We start from the raw sequence: 23,591 nt of genomic DNA, 5'->3' as shown, positions 1-23,591 counted from the left end.
GGGGCCGAGACGTACTAGTCACCGGCAGCGGCGGTGAGGAACGCGCCGATCTCGCACGCGACGGCCTGCGGTTGGTCGAGCATGCTCAGCACCGCTGCGCCGGGGATCTCGGCATAGCGGCCCCGCGGCGCGAGTTCGGCGAGGCGAGGGCCGTGCGCCGAGGGCATCACCCGGTTGTCGGGCGACCACAGCACGAGCACCTCGCCGTCGAACCCCCGCAGCGCCTCCGTTTTCCGAACCAGTTCGGCGGAATCGAACGATGTCGACGCGTACTTGGTGACGTCGCGCCGGATGCGTGGGTCACGCAGGACCGGGTCCGTCCATCGGCGCACTCGTTCGTCGTCGACGGGCTTGTCGACCATCCATCCCCACAGCATCGGCAATCGCCGAAGCCACCCGATGCGCAGTTGGCGTGCCGCGAGGGTGATGCCACCGGGCATGCGAACGGCCAGCGTCGCCATCTTGCCGGGCAAACCCGGCGGGAAGTTCTCGAAGGCCTCACACGGCAGGACCACCATCCGGGCGACACGCTCGTCACGCCCCAGGGCCGTCAGGAAGAGTGCACCGCCCCAGTCGGAATGGATGAGGGTCACGTCGCGCAGGTCGAGGGCGTCGAGAATGTCCGCAACCAGTCCGACCATCCCGTCCATCGACAGGTCCGCGTCCTCATTGAGCGGAACCCGGTGCGACCCGAGGGGGAGGATCGGCCGGATGTAGCGAAACCCGCTCGGCAGCAACGGGGTCACCTCATCCCACACCGTGTGGTCCATGAGCAGGCCGTGCAGGAACACCACGGGCGGCCCCGCACCGTCCTCTGCATACTCGACGGTGCCGGCCGGCGTCTCGACGCGCTTGAGAACACCCGACGCGGCGCTCGTCTTGTGGTTGAGCTCGGACATGGCACTCGCTCCTCACCTCGGACGGACGAGACCGATCCGGCCTCTAGAATGATCATTCTAGAATTATTGTTCTAGAATTGCCAGGGTGAAGACCGATGAACGCATCGTGGTGGCGATGACCGAGCTCCTGCGCCGGCAGGGATATGCCGCGACCGGGATCAAACAGGTCGTCGAGACGTCCGAGGCCCCCATCGGATCGATCTATCACCACTTCAAAGGCGGCAAGCGCGGCATCGCGGCCGCCGCACTCCGGCAGTCCGGCGCGGCCTACGGCGAGTTGGTCGGCATGCTCCTGACCCCCTACGACGACCCCGCCGACGGGATCGAGGCGGCATTCGGCGCCGCAGCGGAGACCATCGAGCAGGGTGGGTGGCTGAACATGTGTCCGGTCGGGACCGTCGCCGGCGAGATCGCCGACGCCGAACCGGGCCTCCGGGAGATCGCCGCCGAGGTCATGTCGTCGTGGATCGACACCGGCACGGCACTGTTCACGGCGCGCGGACTCCCCGAGGCAGACGCCCGCTCACTGATGTCCGCGGTGGTCTCGGCGCTCGAAGGAGCGTTCATCGTCGCCCGCACCCAGCGCTCCACCGACGCGATCCTCGCCGCGGGTCGAGCGATGGGCTGTTACGCGCGTGCTCTCGCCACACAGGCTCGGGTGGAAGCGATCTCAGAGTCGGGCGAGGTACGTCGGTAGGGCGTCCTCGACAACAAGGGACTGCAAGGCGAAGCGGAGCTGGGCCGAGACGTACCGCTCGAGGTCGTATCCGGGCGCGAAATGCCAGTGCTTGAGCGCCCATCCGTGCGCCAGCATCATCAGGTCGAAGACCACGAGGTCGGCGTCGACGTCGAGGATGAGCCCGGCCTCGATACCGGCGGTGACCGCGGCCCGCATCGGTGCCGAAGTCTCCACCTCGAGCTCCTTGATCCGCTCGCGTCCTGCGGCGTCGAGCGTACGGCTCTCCCGGTAGGTCAGCACGACGGCGTCACGGTTCTCGTCGACGATGGTCGCGTACTGGCGGAATCCCGCGATCAACTGTTCGACGGGGTCGTCACCGGCTCGGTCCATGGCGGGCTGGAGCTGATCGCGGAAGGCCTCGAGGATGTCGACGATGGCAGCGAGCAGGATCTCTTCCTTGCCGCCGAAGTACTTGTAGAACAGGCCGACGCTGACCTGCGCCTCCTCGGCGAGCGCCTGCATCGACATCTGGTGGAAGCCGGTGCGCTCCATGACCTTCACCGCGGCGTCGAGCAGCTGACGGCGGCGCGTGGTGACGCGCACCGCGCGCACCGCCTCCTCGACGGCCAGGTCGGCCGACGATCTCGCCGTGGCGGGTTTCGCCATCGCAGTACTTCCTTCTGGTCCGCTCATGGGCATCGATCCGGGCCACCGGACTGTGGACCCGGCACGATGAATCAGGGTTCACTCACTGTACAAGTCCTACAGACCGAGGTCCTTGGCGACGATCGTCTTCATGATCTCGGTGGTGCCGCCGTAGATGGTCTGGATGCGGGCGTCGACGAATGCCCGCGACACCGGGTATTCACGCATGTAGCCGTAGCCGCCGTGCAGTTGCAGGCAGCGGTCGGCGGTGCGCACCTGCAGCTCGGTGGCCCACCATTTGAGTTTCGCGGCCCGCGCCGGCGTCAGCTCTCCGGCCACGTGTTCGGCGACGCAGTCGTCGAGGAACGTGCGGGCGATGTCGAGTTCGGTCGCGAGCTCGGCGGCGACGAACTGGGTGTTCTGGAACGACGAGACCGGCGATCCGAAGGCGGTGCGCTCCCGCACGTACTCCAGGGTGCGCGCGAAGGTGCCCTCGGCGGCCGCGACGGCACCGACGGCCAGCGACAGCCGTTCCTGCGGAAGGTTGCGGACGAGCTGGTAGAAGCCCTCACCCTCCTCGCCCAGCCGGTTGGCCGCGGGGACGCGCATGTCCTCGAAGGAGAGTTCGCTGGTGTCTTGCGCGTGCAGGCCGATCTTGTCGAGTTTGCGACCCCGCACGAATCCGGGAGTGTCCGCCTCGACGACGAAAAGCGTGAGCCCCTTGTGCTTCTCGGAACTCGTCCGGGTGGCGACGACGAAGAGGTCGCCGTTGCGGCCGTTGGAGATGAAGGTCTTCGCACCGTTGACGACGTAGTGTTCGCCGTCGCGGACCGCGGACGTGCGGATACCGGTGAGGTCGCTGCCCGCCCCGGGTTCGGTCATCGCGATCCCCAGCACCGTGTCGCCGCCGACCACTCCGGGCAGCCAGCGCGCCTTCTGCTCGTCGGTGGTCAGTTCGGTGAGATACGGCAGTACGACGTCGTTCTGCAGGGAGAAGGCGATGGCCTCGGCGGCGGCTCCGGTCCGCGCCACCTCGTCGATCAGGATCGCGTTGTAGCGGAAGTCGTCGACACCAGGGCCACCGAACTGTTCGGGTACGGGAAACCCGAGGAGTCCGTTCTTGCCCGCCTCGACGAAGAGGCCGCGGTCCCACTGTCCGGCGTTCTCCCAGGCGGCGTGGGCAGGCGTGATCTGTTCGGCCACAAAGCGTCTGACCGTCTCGCGGAAGTGCTTGTGTTCGAGCTCGTGGTTGAGTGAGGACATGATTCTCCCGTTCGGGTGTGTCAGCCGTGGACGCGGTCGGTGGCCGGCGCGACGAATGCGCCGTCGGTCATCTCCCGTGCAGCGGATTCGGCGGCCTTGTAGTGCAGCTTCTTCCCGGTCGCCGACACGGGTAGGGACTCGACGATGCGGTATGCGCGTGGCCGTTTGAAGCTGGACAACATCGGATGTGTGCGGCAGTACGCGTCGAGATCCTCTGGCGTCGGCGCCTCCCCCTCGGCGGGCACGATGTAGGCGACGACGAGACTTCCCCACTGCTCGTCGGGGACACCCACCACGAGCGAATCCGACACGCTTGGATGGCCGTTCAGCGCCTCCTCGACCTGTACCGGGTGGACGTTCTCGCCGCCGGACAGGAGCATGTCGTCCTTGCGTCCGACGATGGTGACGAACTCGCCCGAATCCCAGGTGGCCAGGTCGCCGATGTGCAGCCAGCTCCCGTTGTACTTCGCCCTCTCCTGCTGTGGGGAGTCGTAGTAGGCGGCCGCGCATTTGGGCGACCGAATGATGACCTCGCCGACTTCTTCACCGTCGCGGGCGACGACCTCATCCGGGCTCGCCAGATGGCCGTCGTCATGGACGCGGACCACGCGGACGTCGTCGTCGATGCAGGCGCGACCGGCGGTGCCGGCGTGATCGGGCAGGTCGCCGGGACGCAGGAAGGTGTTCCAGAAGCCCTCGGTGCTGCCGTAGCCGTTGAAGATCCGCGGGGTGAGGACCTGCTGGTAGCGCAGCGCGGCCTCACGTTCGAGCGGTGCGCCCATCGTGACGATGCCGCGCAGACTGGAGAGATCGCGCGGGTTCGCCGACTGTGCGCCGGCGAGCATCGCCAGGTTGGTCGGCGCACCGATCAGGAACGTCAGCCGGTACTTCTCCACCCAGTCGAGCGTCAGCTCCGGATCGAAAGTGCGCATCGGGACGACCGAGGAACCCAGGTAGAACGACGGATTGGGCCCGGCGCAGTAGAGTCCGCCCCGGTGGAACCACGGCGTCATGTTCAGCGTCCGGTCGTCCGGGGACAGCGGGAAGTGCATGATCACGTCGTGCGCCGAAAAGATCTCGATGGCCGAGTTCATCGGCACCGCCTTGGGCATCCCGGTGGTCCCTGACGTGTACAGCCGGGTGGTCTCGTCGAAGACGCCACGCGCGACCGTCGGCGCCGCACCGCCGGTGACGGGTAGGTCGTCGAAGCGGATGGAGCCGGGGACGAGATCCCCGTCGCCGACTCCGACGAGCAGTTCCGGCGTGTGGTCGGCGAGTGCGATGGCCTCGCCGACCATCGCACCGATGGAGGCGTCGTAGACGTAGACCTTCGGTCGGCTGATGTCGAGGATGACGGCCGTCTCGCCCGCCGCGAGCCGGAAGTTCACCGGCGACCCGACCGCTCCGGCCGCCTGCGTCGCCAGGTAGAGCTGGGCGAACTCCGGGCCGTTCAGCAGCTGATAGCCCACCACGTCGCCGTCGGTCACCCCGCGGTCGGCGAGACCGGCCGCGAGTTCGTCGACCGCCGAACCGAGTTCGGCGTAGGTCCACTGGCGGTCGGTCAGGGGATCGATCATCGCGACCTCGCCGGCATAGCGGCCGACGTTGCGCCGGAATCCGTTCAGATAGGTGAACTCGTGCTCGAAGAAGCTGCGGTACGCGTGTGCGTCGTAGACGTAACTCGTCTCGGGGGTCATGTCGATTCCCTCGGTTCTCATCTCGGTCCGGGGTGGGTGGTGGCCGGTCAGCCGGCCATGGTGAGACCGCCGCTGACGCTGATCACCTGGCCGGTGATGAACGACGCCGCGGGCGAGGCGAAGAACAGGACGGGCGCGGCGACCTCGTCGGGGCGGGCGAGCCTTCGGAACGGGATCGCCTTCACCAGAGCCTCTTTCAGCTTTTCAGGCTGCGCCTGGAACAGCGGGGTGTCGGTCGGTCCGGGGCAGACCGCATTGACGGTGATCTGATATCGCGCCATCTCCCGCGCGAGCGACTTCGAAAGTGCGATGACGCCGCCCTTCGCGCCGGCGTAGATGGTCTCGCCCGCCGATCCGACGCGACCGGCGTCGGAGGCGAGGTTGACGACGCGGCCGCCCTGCCAGCCGTCGGCCTTCGACGCCTCCACCATGCCGGGCAGGAACGCGCTGGCCATGTGCACGGGGCCGAGGTAGTTGATGGCCACCACCTTCTCGGCGAATTCGGCGGTGGCGTTGAGGAACTGGTCCGTGCGGTCCCAGCCGGCCGCGTTGACGAGAATGTCGGGGACACCGACCTCCGCGTTCACGGCGTCCCGCAGTTCGTCGACCTTCGCCCGGTCGGCGACGTCGACGGCCATCGGGATGATGGAACCGGCCTCCTCCGCGGTGCGCTTGGCGGCATCGAGGTCGAGGTCGGCCGCGACCACCGTGGTGCCCTCTGCCGCGAAGCCGAGCGCGATGGCCTTGCCGATGCCGGACCCGGCTCCGGTCACGACGGCGATGTGCTTGTCACTCATGAGATTTCCTCTGTGCTGTCGCTGGACGGTGATCAGGCACCGACGTACTGGTTGAACTGCGGTGTGCGCTTCTCCGCGAAGGCGTTGGCCCCCTCGAGTCCTTCGGGGGAGTGCGTGAAGAGGTCGAGCGCGCTCATCGCGAGATTCGACAGCCCGGCCTGATGATCGGTGTCGGCGTTGAAGCTCTGCTTGAGGAAACGCAGCGTGGTGGGCGACTTCTCGGCGATCTCGGCGGCGATCTTCTTCGCCTCGTCGAGCAGGTCCGCGGCCGGGACGACCCAGTTGACCAGACCCCACCGTTCGGCGGTCTCGGCGTCGTACTGCCGGCAGAGGTACCAGATCTCACGGGCCCGCTTCTCCCCCACGACACGGGCGAGGAAGGCCGAGCCGAACCCGGCGTCGAAGGAGCCGACCTTGGGCCCGGACTGACCGAAGCGCGCGGTGTCGGCGGCGATGGTGAGGTCGCACAGGACGTGCAGCACGTGACCACCGCCGATGGCGAGTCCGTTGACCGCGGCGATGACCGGTTTCGGGATGTCGCGAATCGTCTTGTGCAGGTTCCCGATCTCGAACATGCCACTCTCGCTCGGTCCGTAGTCGCCGGTCTCGGCACGCTGTTTCACGTCTCCGCCGGTGCAGAACGCCTTCTCGCCGGCTCCGGTGAGGATGACCGCCTGCACGCCGTTGTCGGCCCAGGCACGTCGGAAGGCGTTGATCATCTCCTCGACCGTCTTGGCCCGGAAGGCGTTGTACCGGTGCGGTCGATTCATGGTGATGATCGCAGTGGGACCCTCGACCGTGTAGTCGATGTCTTCGTAATCCATCCTGCTCACTCCTTGTGTGGGGAATCGCCCGGGGCATGTCAATGCGGTGCGTCTGCAGTGGTCAGCGGCGCCGTGGGCGCCCCAGGAAGCCCGTTGATGAACCTCTGTATTGGTATGAGTGAACGTACATTCATTCACTTGTGTGTGTCAAGGGTCACTGCTTGGGCGATGCCGATCCGAGCGGTTCGTTCGCCATGCGCAGGGGGCCGGGCGAACCTAGACTTCGGGGACCATGAGATTCACCCAGACCATCTCCGGCACGACCTACGAGTTCGACGGCCTCCTCGAACTCATGGCGAAGGCCACACCCCGCCGCTCGGGTGACGAGCTCGCCGGCTGTGCCGCCACGTCGGATGCCGAACGTGCTGCTGCGGCATGGCAATTGGCCGACGTCCCACTGTCGGGGTTTCTCGAGGATCTCCTGGTCCCCTACGAGTCGGACGAGGTGACCCGCCTCATCGTCGACACCCACGATCGCGCGGCCTTCGGCGAGATCTCGCACCTGACCGTCGGCGGGTTCCGCGACTGGCTGCTCGAGATCTCCACTCGCTCCGACGCCGCCGAACGCATCGCCCGCGTCTCCCCTGCCGTCACTCCCGAGATGGCGGCCGCCACATCGAAGATCATGCGCAACCAGGATCTGATCCTGGTTGCCTCGGCCATCCGGGTGACCTCGGCCTTCCGCACCACGATCGGACTACCCGGCCGGATCGCCACCCGCCTGCAGCCCAACCACCCGACCGACGATCCGCGCGGAATCGCCGCGGCCACGCTCGACGGCCTGCTGATGGGTTGTGGCGACGCGGTGATCGGGATCAACCCGGCGTCGGACTCACCGCAGGCGACTGCCGACCTACTGCACATGCTCGACGAGATCCGTCAGCGGTTCGAGATCCCGATGCAGTCCTGCGTCCTCTCCCACGTCACCACCACCGTCGACCTGATCGGTCAGGACGTCCCGGTGGACCTCGTGTTCCAGTCCATCGCCGGAACCGAAGGAGCCAACACGGGATTCGGCGTCAATCTCTCGATCCTGCAGGAGGCCAACGAGGCCGGCCGGTCCCTGCGGCGCGGCACGGTCGGCGACAACGTCATGTATCTGGAGACCGGGCAGGGATCCGCGTTGTCGGCGGGCGCCCACCTCGGCACCGGCGGCAAACCCGTCGACCAGCAGACCCTCGAGACGAGGGCGTACGCGGTGGCCCGCGCCCTGGATCCGTTGCTGATCAACACCGTCGTCGGGTTCATCGGCCCCGAATACCTCTACGACGGCAAACAGATCATCCGTGCCGGACTCGAGGACCACTTCTGCGGCAAACTCCTCGGCCTCCCGATGGGCGTCGACGTCTGCTACACCAACCACGCCGAGGCCGACCAGGACGACATGGACACCCTGCTCACACTCCTCGGCGTCGCCGGTGCGGCCTTCGTCATCGCGGTACCCGGCGCAGACGACGTCATGCTCGGCTATCAGAGCCTGGCCTTCCACGACGCGCTGTACGTCCGCCAGGCGCTCGGGTTGCGTCCCGCACCGGAGTTCGAGGCGTGGCTCGCCCGCCTCGGGATGTCGGACGCCGACGGCCGAATTCTGCCGGTCGATCCGTCCTCCTCCCCGCTACTGCCGCTGGCTGCGGGCCGATGACCACATCCGACGGGTCTCAGCAATCCCCGGTCCCCGACGACGGCGACGACGTCTGGGCCACGATGAGGCGGACCACCCAGGCGCGCATCGGTTTGGGACGCGCCGGGAACTCACTGCCGTCGCGCCGGGTGCTGGAGTTCCAGGCAGCTCATGCGGCAGCGCGGGATGCCGTCCACGAACCCCTCGACGCCAGGGCCTTCGCCGAATCACTCGCCGACCTCGACGTCGGGGATCCGGTCGCCGTCACGAGCCGGGCGTCCGACCGTGGCGAGTACCTGCGCCGGCCAGATCTCGGCCGTCTGCCCGAGGATCTGTCCGCCCTCACCGAATCCGGCGCCGAGATCGGCATCGTCATCGCCGACGGACTGTCGCCGCGCGCGGTCGTCGATCACGCGCACGGCTTGGTGGCCGCACTCCTCGACGCTTTCGAGGGTCGCTACACCATCGCCCCGCCGGTCATCGCCACCCAGGCCCGCGTGGCGCTCGGCGACCACATCGGCGAAGCACTCGGCGTCACGACCCTGATCGTGATCATCGGTGAGCGACCGGGACTCTCGGTCGCCGACAGCCTCGGCATCTACCTGACCCACCTGCCCCGGCCCGGCCGCACCGACGCCGATCGCAACTGCATCTCCAACATCCACCCGCCGGACGGGCTGAACTACGAGGTCGCCGCACGGGTCACTGCAGCGCTGGTCGACGGTGCCCGCAAACTCGGCCGCTCGGGGGTTGCCCTGAAGGACACCTCGCGTCAGGCCGCCCTCGAGAACATCGACGACGCAGACGAACTCACCGTCGACCCGTCCTGACCGGGCGCCCGGTCGACACTCTCACATCCCGAGGATCTTGGCCTTCTGCGCCGCGAACTCGGCTTCGGTGAGGATGCCCTGCTGGTACAGCGCGCCGAGCTCTTTCAGAGCCGTGATCGTATCCATGCCGCTCGACTGCGCCGGCGGCTGGGGAGGCTGGGGCGGAGGCGGCGACTCCGGGTACGGCGTCGGCGCGTACTGCGGGTCGGGGTACCGCTGAGCAGTCGGGTCCTGTTGCGTGACGGTCCCCTGCTGTGCCCAGCGACTCGCCTGGCGACGAGACACCCGATTGCTCACCGCCGTGGCGGTTCCGGAGATGACGGCCGTGCGGGCGACCCCGCGGATCAAACCTGGCATGATGTCTGTCCCTTCATTCCTCGATCGCCTCGAGCGTCTCGAGCAGCGCGTCGACCGGGATACGGCCCGACGCGACCACTCGCCCGCCGTTGTTGCGCAGGGCGGTGGCGAACGGTGCCGCCCACAGGTTCTCCCACACGAGAATCGCTGCGCTGGAGCCGGGTTCCAGCGCAGCGGCGGCCTCGCCGATGTCCGTGTCGTCGAGGATCGACGTCGCCGCCCCGTCGAAGATCGCGAATTCGGCGCCCAGCTCCCCGATCTCGAGTTCGGCGATGGTCCCGTCGTCCCCCTTGGACAGGAATACGATGTCGATGAGTCGCACGATCCCACGGTCGATCAGATCCATCAGGTAGGGCAACGCCTCACCCGTGGGCCGGGTTCCCGCCCACTCGACGACCACGTAGTCGACCGGGCCGAGTTCGCGATCCGCCGGCTCGGAATCCGCGGTCATGACCGCAGATCCACGACGGACCCACCCGGCTCGGACTCGTACAGTGCGCCGATCTCGGCTGCGTACTTGGTCGCGATCGGGTTGCGGCGCAGCTTCATGGTCGGGGTCAGCTCGTCGCCGCCCGGGTCCCACGCGGCCGGGACGATGGTGAACCGTTTCACCTGCTCGACCCGGGACAGCTTCCCGTTGCCGGTCCGGATCGCCGCGGAGACCTCCTCGACGATCTCGGGATGCGCCGACAGTTCGACGAGATCAACGCCGGGCATGTCCAGCTTCTTCGCCCGCGTCGCAACCGCCTCGGGGTCGAGGACCACCAGCGCCGACACATACGGCTTCGCGTCGCCGATGGCCACGACCTGACTGATCAGCGACGACGCCGCCTTCATCGCGTTCTCGATGTTGGTGGGCGACATGTTCTTTCCGGACTCGCTGATGATGAGTTCCTTCTTGCGGTCGACGATGGTGACGTTGCCGTCGTCGTCGATCGTCGCGATGTCACCGGTGGACAGCCAGCCCTCGGCGTCGATCGTCTCGGCCGTCTTCTCGGGCTGTTTGCGATAGCCGCGCATGACCACCGGACCGCGGACGAGCAGTTCCCCGTCGGCGGCGAGCTTGACCTCCATGCCACGTACCGGGGAGCCCACGGTGCCGACCCGCAGATTGTCCGGGGTGGTCATCGTCGACACACCGGTGGTCTCCGACATGCCCCACACCTCGAGCACCGGAATGCCCAGGCCCAGGAAGAACTTCAGCACTTCCGGCGGGATGGCGGCCGCTCCGGAACCGGCGAACGACACCTCGTCGAGCCCCAGTGCCGCGCGCACCTTGTGTAGGACCAATTTGTCGGCCAGTCCGTGTTGGACGCCGCCGAGGAGGCCCGTCCCCTTGCCGTCGATGCGAGCCTGCGCGTCGGCCGCGCCGACCCCGAAAGCCCAACCGGCGAGGGCCTTCTTGACCGGACTCGACTCCTCGGCGAGTTTGGCCTCGATGCCGGCGCGGATCTTCTGCCACACGCGCGGGACCCCGAAGAAGAACGTCGGGTGCACGTCGGGCAGCGCTGCGGCGATCTCACGCGGATCGGGCACGGTGGTGATCTGGATGCCGCGCATCATGTTCGCCGCATGCGACGACACGCGGTCGGCGATGTGCGCGGCCGGGAGGTAGGAGATGGCGCGGTCGTCGAACCCGACCTCGAGCTTCTCGGCCAGCGCCGCCATCTCCGCGACGATGTTGCGGTGGGTGATCTCGACACCCTTGGGCGGCCCGGTGGTGCCCGACGTATAGATCAGTGTCGCGAGGTCCTCGGGTTCCACCGCCTGCCACGACGCGGCGAAGTCGAAACCTGCCGGCGGAGGCGTGTGTTCGACGTCGTCGAGCGAGATGGTGCCGTCGGCCACGCCGTCGACGACGACGATGCGTTCGACGGCCGTGTTCGCGGCGGTGATCACCGGCAGGAACACCTGCTCGGTGATCACGATCTTGTTCTCGGCATTGCCGAACAGGTACTCGATCTGGTCGGGCGCGCTGGTGTTGTAGATCGAGAACGGGACCGCACCGAGGTGGAGGGCCGCGGTGTCGACGAGGTGGAACTCCGGCCGGTTGGTGAGCATGATGCCGACGGTGTCCCCGCGTCCCACGCCGAGTGCGGCGAGACCGCCGGCGATCGCCTCCACGCGGGTGGCGTACCGCGACCAGGTGATCTTCTGGATGCCACCGACGGTACGGATCGCCACGGCGTCCGGACGGACGGTGACGGTCTGCTGGAACGAGGCGGGGAGCGTCGACACGTCGACGCCGGTTTCATGGGGAAAGGTGATCAGGTCTGCTGCGGTCATCTGGGTTCCTACTTGCCAGTGCAACGGTTGTGGTGCAAATCACACTAGCGAGCAGTTGCCCGGCAAGGATCAGATCACGCAAACGCGACCCGGATCGACAACCTGCAGGTCAAGACCGTTTGTCAAGCGAAGGACTCGAGTTGATCGGCGACAGCGTCCACGCCCCGTCACCCGTCAGTTCGAGCACTTCGGTGTGGTGCTGATCGGTGGTGCTGCGGTGGCTGACCGACACCAGGATCGTCTCCGGGAGTTCGGTGCGGACCAGTTGGAACAGCGCGTACTCGAGGCCCTCGTCGACCGCCGAGGTCGCCTCGTCCATGAACACCGCCTGCGGCTTCGTCAGCAGGATGCGGGCGAAGGCCACGCGCTGCTGCTCACCCGGTGACAGGACCTTGGCCCAGTCCTCCTCGTCGTACAGGCGGTCGACCAGATGCGGCAGGAATACCGTCTCCAGAGCCTGTTTGATGGCGTCGTCGCCGACGTCGTCGGGCAGCGCCGGGTAGGCGACGGCTGTGCGGAGGTCACCGAGCGGGATGTACGGCATCTGGGACAGGAACAGGGTGTGCGCGTCCGGGGGACGGGAGAACTCGCCGTCGATGAACGGCCACAGGCCGGCGAGACCGCGAAGCAGAGTGGTCTTACCCGAACCGGACCGGCCCTTGACGACGAGTGCGTCGCCCGGGTCGAGCGAGATGTTGAGCGCGCGGATCAGCTCGTCGCCGGTCGGGGTCGTGACGTTGACGTCCGCGAGACGAACAGCCCGGTCCCGATCGACGGTGGCGATCTCGGGCATGGCACGCGACTTGACGTCGGCATCGGCGAGTCCGTCGAGACGGATGATCGAGGCCCGCAGACCGGTGAAGTCGTCGTACGCGGTCCGGAAGAACGACAACGCGTCGTGCATCTCGCCGAAGGCCGACGCCGTCTGCTGCATGTCACCGAGTTTGATCTGTCCGTCGAAGAACCGTGGGATCTGGACCAGGTACGGGAACACCACCGCGAGCTGACTGACGCCGAAGTTCCAGCCGACGAAGGCCATCTGGACGTGGATGATCTGCCAGTAGTTCTTGATCACCGCCGCGAAGCGTGACATCAGGCCGTTGTGCTCGACGCGTTCGCCGCGGTAGAACGCAATATTCTCGGCCCCGTCGCGAACCCGGACGAGGGCGTAGCGGAAGTTCGCGGTGAGACGTTCTTGCCAGAAGTTGAGTCGGATGAGCGGACGGCCGATGGCGAACGCCACGACGCTGGTCACGAGCACGTAGACCAGGACCAGCCACATCATCATCCGCGGGATCTCGACGCCGAGGAGCGTCACCGGCCCGGACAGGTCCCACAGGATCTTCGAGAAGGACACGATCGAGGCGACCGCGGTCAGCACGCCGTTGGTCGACGAGCCACCGCCACCCCAGAGAAGCGACGATCCGACCGAGGCGACGTTCGTGATGTCGGCCTGGATGCGCTGGTCTGGGTTGTCGACGCCGGGATGGATGTCGGTCGGCTTCTGCGACGGCTCCGAGGTTCGGCGGAACCACTTTCGGCGCATGAGGCCCGAGCTGAGGTCGACGAAACGGTTGCGGTAGAAGGCACGCCCGTTCATCCAGTCCGCCGCCGCGCCGCCGGTCATCCAGCGGCGGAGGTTGATCTCGAAGGCGGCCCCGACGTAGATCTCGATCATCGTGCGCACGACGTGGAGCGTGGCGAGGATGCCGAAGACCGCCATCGAGTGCCAGAAGGCGTCCTTGCCCATCTGGAGCATCTCGGCCCCCTGCGGGCCGCCGGCCAGTCCTTCGGCCGCGGTCTGGAGACCGGTGAACAGGTCGTTGCTGAAGTACGAGAAGAGCACGGTGATCCGCACACCGAGCAGTGCGAGTACTGTCAGCAGGGCGGCCAGTCCCCAGGCCTTGAGCCGGGTGCCGGGCTCGGTGAAGAAACCACCGATCACGCGCCACAGGGGTCGGCCCCATCGGCTGAAGCGGGCGAGCAGGAAGCCGATGACGAGCATCGCGACCGCGGCGATCCCGAATGCGATGGCCAGCCACTTCAAGCTGGCCCAGACCTCGTTGCCCCAGTCGATGCTGTACTCCACGCACGCTCCCTACGCCTCGGATGTCGCAGCCGGAACACCGGCGACATCGCGGCCCGGCTGACTGCGGGGTGTCGAAAAAGAAATCGACACAACGGGTCCGGGCAGAACAATGATCCGGCGAAGTTTAACCCGGGGTTCACCGCCTGTCCGGACAACTCCGCCCATGTCGCGCTGGGGAACGACGGAGACCCGGTGTGTTCAGCCGAGCGGCCGGAGGACCGCACCCTTCTGGAGGGCAGCGGTCGACACGGTCTGCGAGAAGCTCTCACCGACGCGGACGACGTAACCGGCGTCGGTGTACTCCACCCCGTCGATCTCGAACGTCAGTTGGCAGCCCGTGTCGCTGCGGAGAAACCCGGTGAGCGAGGTCTTGGAGACCTCCCCGCCCGCGGCGTCGTAGATGAAGACCGGTGTCCCCCGGGCGATCTGTCCGCCGCCGGGCAGCGAGGCGACCTCGGTGACACAGTCGGCGACGACACCACCCTTCGCGGTCAGCGTCGGGGTGCGCAGCACACCCAGCAGCAAGGCGCCGATCGCGAGGGCGGCGAAGAGCACCATCGCGATCGTCGTACCCACGATGACCGGCACCCGGGTCTTGCGCTGCCACGTGCGACGCGGCAACGGAGGGCCCGGGTCCAGCCACATCTCCTGGCCCGTGGTCATTTCCGGTGCGTCACTTCTTCGGCGGGAAGTACTTGATAAGGGCCTCCTGGACGACCGACGTCGCGAGCGTGCCGTCCCGCGTCCAGAATCGTCCCGAGCCCATGCCGCGCGATCCGGTCGCCACCGGCGAACGCGTCGCGTACAGCAGCCAGTCGTCGAAGCGGAACTCGCGGTGGAACCACATCGAGTGGTTGACGGTCGCCGCGAACAGTCGGTCGATACCCCAGGACAGTCCGTGAGTGGTGATGATCGAGTCGAGCACCGTCGTGTCGGAGGCGTAACACATTGCGGCGACGTGCATCACGGGATCGTCGGGCATCACGCCGTCGGCCTTCATCCACACCCGGTTGTCGGTGAGCTTGCGTCCCGCCTCCTTCGCCTTCCAGCTCGGATCGTTGGCGAAGCGGATGTCGACGGGATGCAGAGCGTTGACGAAGGTCGCGATGCGGTCCTCGTAACCCTTGAAATGCTCACCGAGAGGAGGCAACTCCTCCGGGTAGGGCACCTGCGGGATCTCGACGGCGTGCTCGAGCCCGGCGGTGTTGTCCTGGAAGGCCACCAGCATCGTGAAGATCTCTTCGCCGTCCTGCTTGGCGGTGACCTGCCGGTTGGCGAAGGACTTGCCGTCGCGGAACCGGTCGACGTGGTACTCCATCGGTTTGGTGACGTCGCCGCCACGGATGAAGTGCGCGTGCAGAGCGTGGATCGGCGGGTTTCCGCGGGTGAGGCTGCGAGATGCGGCCACCACACCCTGCCCGAGGAGCTGCCCGCCGAAGGTCCGAGCCGTGACCTGCTCCGGGTGGTGCCCGATGAACACGTCCTCGTCGCGACGTTCGACGTCGAGCAGTGCCAGCAGCTTGCCGAGATCCCCGGTCTGTTCCACGGTCATGGCCTTCACCCTAGTGACAGACCGGGGCTCACCGTCCTGGTGGTCTGCTCAACGCCTCCGGCATCAGTGATCTTCTTCAACGCCTCCGGCGTCAGTGGTCCTGCTCGCCGATGCGATGGACGTGGATCATGTTGGTCGAGCCGACGGTGCCGGGCGGGGCACCGGCCACGATGACCACCACGTCGCCCTCCGCCAGGCGGCCGATGCGCAGCAGCTGGTGGTCGACCTGGTCGATCATGTGATCGGTGGTGTCGACGTGGTCGACGATGAAGGTCTCCGTGCCCCAGCTCAGGGCGAGCTGACTGCGCACCTCCTGGGTCGGCGTGAAGGCCAGCAACGGCAGGCGCGAGTGCAGGCGGGCGAGGCGTCGGACGGTGTCGCCGGACTGGGTGAACGCCACGAGGGCCTTGACCTCGAGACGCTCACCGATGTCGCGGGCCGCGTAGGAGATGACGCCACGCTTGGTGCGGGGCACATGCGAGAGCGGCGGCACGTCACGCGGGCCGGTCTCGACGGCCCGGCAGATGCGGTCCATGGTGCGGACGGTCTCGAGCGGGAACTTGCCCACCGACGTCTCGCCGGACAGCATGACCGCGTCCGCACCGTCGAGCACCGCGTTCGCGACGTCGGAGGCCTCGGCCCGGGTGGGGCGCGAGTTCTCGATCATCGAGTCGAGCATCTGGGTCGCGACGATCACCGGCTTGGCGTTCTCACGGGCCATCTGGATGGCCCGCTTCTGCACCAGCGGCACCTCCTCGAGCGGTAGCTCGACGCCCAGATCGCCGCGGGCGACCATGATCGCGTCGAACGCCAGGACGATGGCCTCGAGGTTCTCGATGGCCTCCGGCTTCTCCAGCTTCGCGATCACCGGCACCCGGCGACCCACGCGGTCCATGACCTCGTGGACGAGTTCGATGTCCGACGGGCTGCGCACGAACGACAGCGCGACCAGGTCGACGCCCAGGTTCAGTGCGAATTCGAGGTCGGCGATGTCCTTCTCGGACAGTGCCGGCACCGAGACGCTCATACCCGGCAGCGAGAGGCCCTTGTTGTTGCTGACCGGGCCGCCCTCGGTCACGGTGCAGACCACGTCGTTGCCGTCGATCGCGGCGACGGTGAGTCCGACCTTGCCGTCGTCGACGAGGAGACGGTCGCCGGGGCTCGCGTCCTCGGACAGGTTCTTGTAGGTGGTGGAGACGCGGTCATGAGTGCCCTCGACGTCGTCGACGGTGATCCGGACCTCCTCTCCCGTCTCCCAGACGGTGGCGCCGTCGCAGCCGTCGAAACGGCCCAGCCGGATCTTGGGACCCTGCAGGTCGGCGAGGATGCCGACGGCCTTCTCCGCCGCATCGGAGGCCTTGCGGACGCGCGCGTAGACGGCAGCATGGTCCTCATGCTTGCCGTGGCTGAAGTTCATCCGGGCCACATCCATACCGCTGGCGACGAGTTCCTTGAGTTTCTCGTCGCTGGAGGTGGCCGGACCCATGGTGCAGACAATTTTGGTTCGCCGAGTCACAACCTCACCTTAGTCCCGTCGGAGACGCATCTCCACGCGCCGCCGAAGTCGTCACCCGGGGGTCACGCGGTGTTGTCGCTGGTGACAGCCCACTACTTTCCGGTACGGATTTCGCGTCACATGGGCAGCCCGCGCGTGTTCCCCGTCATCGTCGGGCGGGGGTTCTCGACCCGCGCGCCCGTCAGCGTACGGCCAGCGGCAGTGCTGCCGGACGAACCGGTGACGGGAGGTCGGATTCGCCGACGAGGAATTCGTCGACGGCCCGGGCCGCCGACCTGCCCTCGGCGATCGCCCACACCACCAGCGACGCACCACGATGAGCGTCACCACACACGAAAACGCCGGGAGCGTCTGTCTGCCAATCACTTCCGCAGGATATGGCCCCACGCTTGTTGGGCTCGATCTCCAGACCCGACAGCAGGTCACCACGTTCCACACCGGCGAAACCGATCGCGAAAAGCGCAAGTTCGCAAGGGATCTCGAACTCCTCCCCGACCGGTCGGATCTCGCGTCGACCATCGGCGTCACGTTGCACCTCGACCTCGGCGAGCACCATGGTGGTGACGTTGCCCTCGTCGTCGCCGAGGAAGCGCTGCACGGCCACCTGGTACTTGCGCTCGCCGCCCTCGGCGTGCGCGCTGGAGGTCCGCATGACCAGCGGCCAGGTGGGCCACGGCGATCGGTTGTCGTCGCGTTCGTCGGGAAGTTCGGGGTTGTAGTCGAGCTGGACCACCGACGCCGCGCCCTGTCGGTGGGCGGTGCCCAGGCAGTCCGCGCCGGTGTCGCCGCCGCCGATGATGACGACGTGCTTGCCGGCCGCGGTGATCGGCGACGGGCCGTCACCCTCACACTCGCGGTTGGCGGGCACGAGATGTTCCATCGCCAGGTGGACGCCGTTGAGCTCGCGGCCGGGCACCGGGTTGTCGCGGGCCTCCATGGCTCCGATGGCCAGGACGACGGCGTCGTGTCGATCCCGCAGGTCCTCCACCGACAGATCGGTGCCGACGTCACAGCTGGTGACGAATTCCGTTCCCTCCGCGCGCATCTGGGCGATGCGCCGATCGATGTCGGACTTCTGCAGCTTGTACTCCGGGATGCCGTAACGCAGCAGCCCGCCGAGCCGGTCGTCGCGCTCGTAGACTGTGACGTCATGTCCGGCACGCGTGAGCTGTTGCGCCGCAGCGAGTCCCGCTGGTCCCGAACCGACCACGGCCACCGATTTGCCCGTCTTGGAGGCCGGCGGTTCGGGGCCGATGACGCCTTCGGCCCACGACTCGTAGGCGATGGTCTTCTCGATGCGCTTGATGGTGACGCTGCCACCGGTCGCGCGCTCGGAGATCGACAGGACGCACGCGGCCTCACACGGCGCCGGACACACCATCCCGGTGAACTCGGGAAAGTTGTTGGTGGCGTGGAGTCGACTGCTCGCGGCATCCCAGCGACCACGGCGGACGAGGTCGTTCCATTCCGGGATCAGGTTGCCCAGCGGACAACCCGCAGTTCCGGAGTGACAGAACGGGATACCGCAGTCCATACACCGGCGCGCCTGGGTGCTGACCTCCGCGAGCACCTTCGTCGGGTCGTCGGCGTGCACGTAGACGTCGTCCCAGTCCTGGACGCGTTCGGCGACCGGACGGTACTTCGCTTCTTTCTTCGGGACCTCCAGGAACCCGCGCGGATCAGCCACGTGCCGCCTCCATGATCGCTGAATCGACGTCGCGTCCCTCGGCCTCGGCCATCCGGGCCGCGTCGAGGACACGCTTGTAATCGGTCGGCATGACCTTCGTGAACGCCAGGCAGCGCCGGGGCCAGTCCGCGAGGATCGACGCACCGATCGCCGAGCCGGTCAGCTCGGCGTGCTCGGTGATGGTCTCCTTGAGCCAGGCCAGGTCGTCGGGGTCGGGGCGCATGAGTTCGACCATCGCCATGTTGACCTTGTCGGGGTCGAGGTCGTGCACGAAGGCGATGCCACCCGACATCCCCGCCGCGAGGTTGCGCCCGGTCGGCCCGAGGACCACCACACGCCCGCCGGTCATGTATTCGCAGGCGTGGTCGCCCACGCCCTCGACGACCGCGGTCGCACCCGAGTTCCGCACCGAGAACCGCTCGCCGACGCGGCCGCGCAGGTACACCTCGCCCGACGTCGCGCCATAGAGGATGGTGTTGCCCGCGATGACCTGGTCCTCGGCGACGAACCACGAGTCGGGGTGCGGGGCGACGACGATCTTGCCGCCGCACAGCCCCTTGCCGACGTAGTCATTCGTGTCGCCGGTGAGCCTGATCGTCACTCCCGGCGGGAGGAACGCGCCGAGCGACTGCCCGGCCGAACCCTCCAGCTTCACCACGATCGTGTCCTCGGCCAGGCCCACCGCACCGTAGCGACGGGTGACCTCGGCGCCGAGCAGCGTGCCCACGGTCCGGTTGACGTTGCGCACCGGCAGCTCGAGCGTCACCGGGTGGGCGTCCTCCAGCGCGCCTTCGGCGAGCTGGATGAGCGTCTGGTCGAGCGCACGGTCGAGTGCGTGGTACTGCTCCCGCACCCGCCTGCTCGGCCCCTTGCCTTCGACCTTCCGGAAGATCGGCGACAGATCGAGACCCTTCGACTTCCAATGTGCCACGGCGGAATCGGTGTGCAACCGCTGCGACTGTCCGATGGCCTCGTCGAGGGTCCGGTATCCCAGCAGTGCCAGGTACTTCCGCACGTCCTCGGCGATGAACCGGAAGAAGTTGACCAGGTGGTCGACCTGTCCGGTGAAACGCGAACGCAGCTGCGGGTTCTGGGTCGCCACGCCGACCGGGCAGGTGTCGAGATGACACACGCGCATCATGATGCAACCCGCCACGATGAGCGGCGCGGTCGAGAAGCCGTACTCCTCGGCGCCGAGCAGGGCGGCCATGATGACGTCGCGGCCGGTGCGCAGCGCACCGTCGCATTGCACGGTGATGCGGTCGCGCAGACCGTTGAGCATGAGCGTCTGCTGGGCGTCGGCCAGGCCTATCTCCCACGGGGTGCCCGCGTGCTTGAGTGAGGTCAGCGGCGACGCACCGGTACCGCCGTCGTGCCCGGAGATGAGCACGACGTCGGCATGCGCCTTGGAGACGCCGGTCGCGACCGTTCCCACGCCTACCGCGCTGACCAGCTTCACGTGGATGCGGGCCTGCGAGTTGGCGTTCTTCAGATCGTGGATCAGCTGCGCGAGGTCCTCGATCGAGTAGATGTCGTGGTGCGGCGGCGGCGAGATCAGCGCGACACCGGGCGTCGAGTGCCGGGTCTTGGCGATCCACGGGTACACCTTGTACGCCGGAAGCTGGCCGCCCTCACCGGGTTTCGCGCCCTGCGCCATCTTGATCTGGATGTCGGTGGCGTTGATCAGGTAGTCGCTGGTCACACCGAACCGACCGGACGCGACCTGCTTGACCGCGCTGCGTCGTTCCGGGTCGTAGAGGCGGTCGACGTCCTCGCCACCCTCCCCCGAGTTCGACCGGCCGCCGATCTTGTTCATTGCCATCGCGATCGTCTCGTGGGCCTCGGCGGAGATCGAGCCGTAGCTCATGGCGCCGGTGTTGAAGCGCTTCAGGATCTCCTCGACCGGTTCCACCTCCTCGATCGGGATCGGTTCGCGCGCATCGAGATCGAACTCGAACAGCCCGCGGAGCGTGCCGCCCTTGCGCGACAGCCGGTCGACCTCGTCGGAGTACTTCTGGAAGATCTCCGCCTGCCCGGTCTTGGTGGCGTGCTGCAGCAGGAACACGGTCTCCGGGGTGAACAGGTGCAGCTCGCCTTCGCGGCGGTACTGGTACTCGCCGCCCGAGTCGAGACGTCGGTAGACCTGCTCGGTCGGGTTCTCCGGGAACGCCCGGTGATGCCGGATACGAACTTCCTCCGCGAGCTCGTCGAGACCGACGCCCTCGATGCGCGACACCGTGCGGGTGAAGTACTCGCGCACGACCTCCGACGACAGGCCGACGGCCTCGAAAGCCTGTGCTGCGGTGTAGGAGCTTATGGTCGAGATGCCCATCTTGCTCATCACCTTCAAGACGCCCTTGCCGAGCGCCTCGAGGTAGTTGCGGATGGCCTTCGACGGGGTGACGCCGATCAGCTCGCCCTCGGCGATGAGGTCCTCGATCGTCTCCAGGGCCAGGTACGGATTGACCGCGGCCGCACCGAAACCGATGAGCGTCGCGATGTGGTGGACCTCGCGGGCGTCACCGGATTCGACGACCAGCGCGACCCGGGTGCGTTCCTTGGTGCGCACCAGATGATGGTGGACCGCCGAGATGGCCAGCAGCGACGGGATCGGTGCGTGACCGGAGTCGGTGAGCCGGTCGGAGATGACGAGGGTGGTGTGGCCCTCGGCGATCGCCTGGCTGGCCCGCGCGCGCAGGTCCTCGAGGGCGACCCGGAGACCTTCTCCCCCTTCGTTCACCTCGTACAGCGCGCGCAGCACCTTGGCGGACAGGCCCGGGTGATCACCGTCGTCGTTGATGTGGACCAGCTTGGCGAGGTCGGCGTTGTCGAGGACCGGCCAGTGCAGCATGATCTGGCGGCACGACGCGGCGGTGGGGTCGAGCAGGTTCTGCTCCGGGCCCATCACACGCCCCATCGAGGTGACGATCTCCTCGCGGATCGCATCCAGCGGCGGGTTCGTGACCTGCGCGAAGAGTTCCACGAAGTAGTCGTAGAGCAACCGGGAACGCCGCGACAGCACGGCTATCGGGGTGTCGGTGCCCATCGAGCCGAGCGGCTCGTAACCCGACGCCGCCATCGGCGTCAGCAGCACCCTCAGGTCCTCTTCGGTGTACCCGAACGACAGCTGGCGGCGGACCACGGTGTCGTGGTTGGGCTGGAAGACCGGGCGTTCGGGAAGCGTGGCGATGTCGAGGAGCCCGGCGTGCAGCCACTCGTCGTACGCCTCGGCGTTCATCAGCTCGCCCTTGATCTCCTCGTCGGGGATGATCCGGCCCTGGGCGGTGTCGACGAGGAACATGCGGCCCGGTTCGAGGCGGCCCTTGCTGATGACGTCGTCGACCGGGACGTCGAGGACACCCGCCTCCGAGGCGAGGATGATCCGGCCGTCGCGCGTCTGCCACCAGCGGCCGGGGCGCAGCCCGTTCCGGTCGAGCACCGCGCCGACCACGGTACCGTCGGTGAAGGTGACACACGCCGGCCCGTCCCAGGCCTCCATCAGCGATGCGTTGAACTGAAGGAACGCACGGCGTTTGGGGTCCATGTCGGGGACGTTCTCCCACGCCTCGGGAACCATCATCATGACCGCGTGCGGCACGCTGCGGCCGCCGAGGTGCAGCAGTTCGAGTACCTCGTCGAGCGACGCCGAGTCCGATGCCTCGGGGGTGCAGATCGGGAAGGCGCGCTTGAGGTCGCCGGGGATGAGGTCGGTCTCGAGCAGAGCCTCGCGGGCGCGCATGCGGTTGCGGTTGCCGCGCACCGTGTTGATCTCGCCGTTGTGGGCGACGAACCTGAACGGATGCGCGAGCGGCCACGACGGGAAGGTGTTGGTGGAGAAGCGCGAGTGGACGATCGCGATGGCGCTCTGGCAGCGGTCGTCGCGCAGGTCCTCGTAGTACAGCGGCAACTGCATCGTGGTGAGCATGCCCTTGTAGACCATGGTGCGGCTCGACAGCGACGGGAAGTACAGGCCGAGGCCCGCCTCCTCGATCTCCGGGGTGACGCGCTCGGCCTGCTTGCGGAACGGATAGATGAAGCGGTCGAGGGCCGCACCGCCGATGCGCTCGGCACCCGCCTCGGGGTGGACGGTGACGAACAGCTGCATCATGTACGGCATACAGGCGACCGCGGTGCCGCCGATGTCGGCGTGCTCGTGGTCGACCGGGACGTCGCGCCAGCCGAGGATGGTGATGCCCTCGTCGGCGGCGAGCGCCTCCACCCGCGCGATCGCCTGCCGGCGCAGTTCCTCGTCCATGGGCAGGAAGCAGGTACCCGCGGCATAGGTGTGGGAGCCATCCGCGGCCGGCTCGGGCAGCTCGAAGTCGACGGCGGCGCGCAGCAATTCGTCGGGCAGCTGGATCAGGATGCCGGCGCCGTCGCCGCTGTTGGTCTCGGCTCCGGCGGCCCCGCGGTGCTCGAGGTTCTCCAGTGCCAGCAGCCCGTCGGCAACGATGGAATGCGAACGACGTCCATGGATGTCGGCGACCATCGCGACACCGCAGGAGTCGACCTCGGCCTCCGGGTCGTACAGGCCCTGCTTGGCCGGGAGCGCAGAAAACAGCATCACTACCTCCACTCGATCCGGAACGGATCGCTGCTGAGTGTCCACTGGGACAGCACTGGCCCGAGGAGTATTGCGCGGCGAGCGGATGACCGTGCCGAGATCGGTACCGGGCTGAGTCGAATCCGTCGCGACCCGTGGGACGAGACGGTCGGTACCGGGCGGTCGGAGATCGCGCGTCGTGAAATTCGATCGTATCCGAACAGCACGGCGAACGCGTGTGCTCGACGGCTGTGATACTCGCGACCGGAGGGCGCAGAACAGCGGTGGTTGTCGCCAAGCGGCTTT

Annotated in this window: 18 protein-coding genes; 3 read left to right on the top strand and 15 right to left on the bottom strand. The window is 67.4% G+C overall.

Annotation, left to right across the window (positions count from 1 at the left end; genetic code table 11):
* Positions 1-14: 14 nt before the first annotated feature.
* Entirely contained in the window at positions 15-899 is an 885-nt protein-coding gene (locus RVF83_RS15485; protein ID WP_005196139.1) for an alpha/beta fold hydrolase, read from the bottom strand.
* Positions 900-984: 85 nt separating this feature from the next.
* On the opposite strand from RVF83_RS15485, the gene RVF83_RS15480 reads away from it, so the two are divergent.
* Positions 985-1,596: a TetR/AcrR family transcriptional regulator gene (locus RVF83_RS15480; protein ID WP_005196142.1), complete on the top strand. Its 612-nt coding sequence runs from the start codon at positions 985-987 to the stop codon at positions 1,594-1,596.
* Here RVF83_RS15480 and RVF83_RS15475 read toward each other — a convergent pair.
* The 5 genes from RVF83_RS15475 to RVF83_RS15455 all read right to left on the bottom strand — a co-directional run bounded on the left by RVF83_RS15475 (position 1,570) and on the right by RVF83_RS15455 (position 6,804).
* A complete protein-coding gene (locus RVF83_RS15475; protein WP_005196143.1) occupies positions 1,570-2,244 on the bottom strand; it encodes a TetR/AcrR family transcriptional regulator in 675 nt (224 codons plus the stop codon). The genes RVF83_RS15480 and RVF83_RS15475 overlap by 27 nt on opposite strands.
* Before the next feature lie 96 nt (positions 2,245-2,340).
* Positions 2,341-3,486 carry an acyl-CoA dehydrogenase family protein gene (locus RVF83_RS15470; RefSeq protein WP_005196144.1) on the bottom strand — a complete coding sequence of 382 codons (1,146 nt, stop codon included), beginning with the start codon at positions 3,484-3,486 and terminating at the stop codon, positions 2,341-2,343.
* Positions 3,487-3,506: 20 nt separating this feature from the next.
* Complete coding sequence (locus RVF83_RS15465) at positions 3,507-5,183, bottom strand: class I adenylate-forming enzyme family protein (protein WP_039880127.1); 1,677 nt, start codon at positions 5,181-5,183, stop codon at positions 3,507-3,509.
* A gap of 47 nt (positions 5,184-5,230) precedes the next feature.
* The gene (locus RVF83_RS15460) at positions 5,231-5,980 is read right to left on the bottom strand and encodes an SDR family NAD(P)-dependent oxidoreductase (protein WP_005196146.1); all 750 of its coding nucleotides are present in this window, start codon (positions 5,978-5,980) and stop codon (positions 5,231-5,233) included.
* Between the two features lie 32 nt (positions 5,981-6,012).
* The gene (locus RVF83_RS15455; RefSeq protein WP_005196147.1) at positions 6,013-6,804 is read right to left on the bottom strand and encodes an enoyl-CoA hydratase-related protein; all 792 of its coding nucleotides are present in this window, start codon (positions 6,802-6,804) and stop codon (positions 6,013-6,015) included.
* Between the two features lie 232 nt (positions 6,805-7,036).
* On the opposite strand from RVF83_RS15455, the gene RVF83_RS15450 reads away from it, so the two are divergent.
* Both RVF83_RS15450 and eutC read left to right on the top strand, forming a co-directional pair.
* Positions 7,037-8,446, top strand: coding sequence for an ethanolamine ammonia-lyase subunit EutB (locus RVF83_RS15450; protein ID WP_005196148.1), 1,410 nt, complete (start codon positions 7,037-7,039; stop codon positions 8,444-8,446).
* Positions 8,443-9,255, top strand: a complete 813-nt coding sequence (gene eutC, locus RVF83_RS15445) for an ethanolamine ammonia-lyase subunit EutC (protein ID WP_005196154.1) — start codon at positions 8,443-8,445, stop codon at positions 9,253-9,255. The genes RVF83_RS15450 and eutC overlap by 4 nt, the downstream gene beginning before the upstream one ends.
* A gap of 21 nt (positions 9,256-9,276) precedes the next feature.
* On the opposite strand, the gene RVF83_RS15440 is transcribed toward eutC, so the two are convergent.
* The 9 genes from RVF83_RS15440 to gltB form a co-directional block, all read right to left on the bottom strand.
* Positions 9,277-9,612, bottom strand: coding sequence for an SHOCT domain-containing protein (locus RVF83_RS15440; RefSeq protein WP_005196155.1), 336 nt, complete (start codon positions 9,610-9,612; stop codon positions 9,277-9,279).
* 13 nt (positions 9,613-9,625) lie between these two features.
* Positions 9,626-10,063, bottom strand: coding sequence for a DUF6325 family protein (locus RVF83_RS15435; protein ID WP_005196157.1), 438 nt, complete (start codon positions 10,061-10,063; stop codon positions 9,626-9,628).
* Positions 10,060-11,898, bottom strand: a complete 1,839-nt coding sequence (locus tag RVF83_RS15430) for an AMP-dependent synthetase/ligase (RefSeq protein ID WP_005196159.1) — start codon at positions 11,896-11,898, stop codon at positions 10,060-10,062. Before RVF83_RS15430 ends, RVF83_RS15435 begins: the two co-directional genes overlap by 4 nt.
* Positions 11,899-12,007: 109 nt before the next feature.
* Positions 12,008-13,987, bottom strand: a complete 1,980-nt coding sequence (locus tag RVF83_RS15425; protein WP_005196161.1) for an ABC transporter ATP-binding protein/permease — start codon at positions 13,985-13,987, stop codon at positions 12,008-12,010.
* A 198-nt stretch (positions 13,988-14,185) separates the two neighbouring features.
* Positions 14,186-14,650, bottom strand: coding sequence for a hypothetical protein (locus tag RVF83_RS15420; RefSeq protein ID WP_005196162.1), 465 nt, complete (start codon positions 14,648-14,650; stop codon positions 14,186-14,188).
* Positions 14,651-14,660: 10 nt separating this feature from the next.
* Entirely contained in the window at positions 14,661-15,539 is an 879-nt protein-coding gene (locus RVF83_RS15415; protein WP_005196163.1) for an acyl-CoA thioesterase, read from the bottom strand.
* A 91-nt stretch (positions 15,540-15,630) separates the two neighbouring features.
* On the bottom strand, positions 15,631-17,055 hold the full coding sequence (gene pyk / locus RVF83_RS15410) for a pyruvate kinase (RefSeq protein ID WP_005196165.1): 1,425 nt from the start codon (positions 17,053-17,055) through the stop codon (positions 15,631-15,633).
* A gap of 181 nt (positions 17,056-17,236) precedes the next feature.
* Positions 17,237-18,742, bottom strand: coding sequence for a glutamate synthase subunit beta (locus tag RVF83_RS15405; protein WP_005196167.1), 1,506 nt, complete (start codon positions 18,740-18,742; stop codon positions 17,237-17,239).
* Positions 18,735-23,306, bottom strand: a complete 4,572-nt coding sequence (gene gltB / locus RVF83_RS15400) for a glutamate synthase large subunit (RefSeq protein ID WP_005196169.1) — start codon at positions 23,304-23,306, stop codon at positions 18,735-18,737. Before gltB ends, RVF83_RS15405 begins: the two co-directional genes overlap by 8 nt.
* Between the last annotated feature and the right edge of the window lie 285 nt (positions 23,307-23,591).

Origin of the sequence: Gordonia rubripertincta, from assembly GCF_038024875.1 — a bacterium.
Lineage (GTDB): Bacteria > Actinomycetota > Actinomycetes > Mycobacteriales > Mycobacteriaceae > Gordonia > Gordonia rubripertincta.
This window is presented reverse-complemented; position numbering and strand designations above follow the sequence as displayed.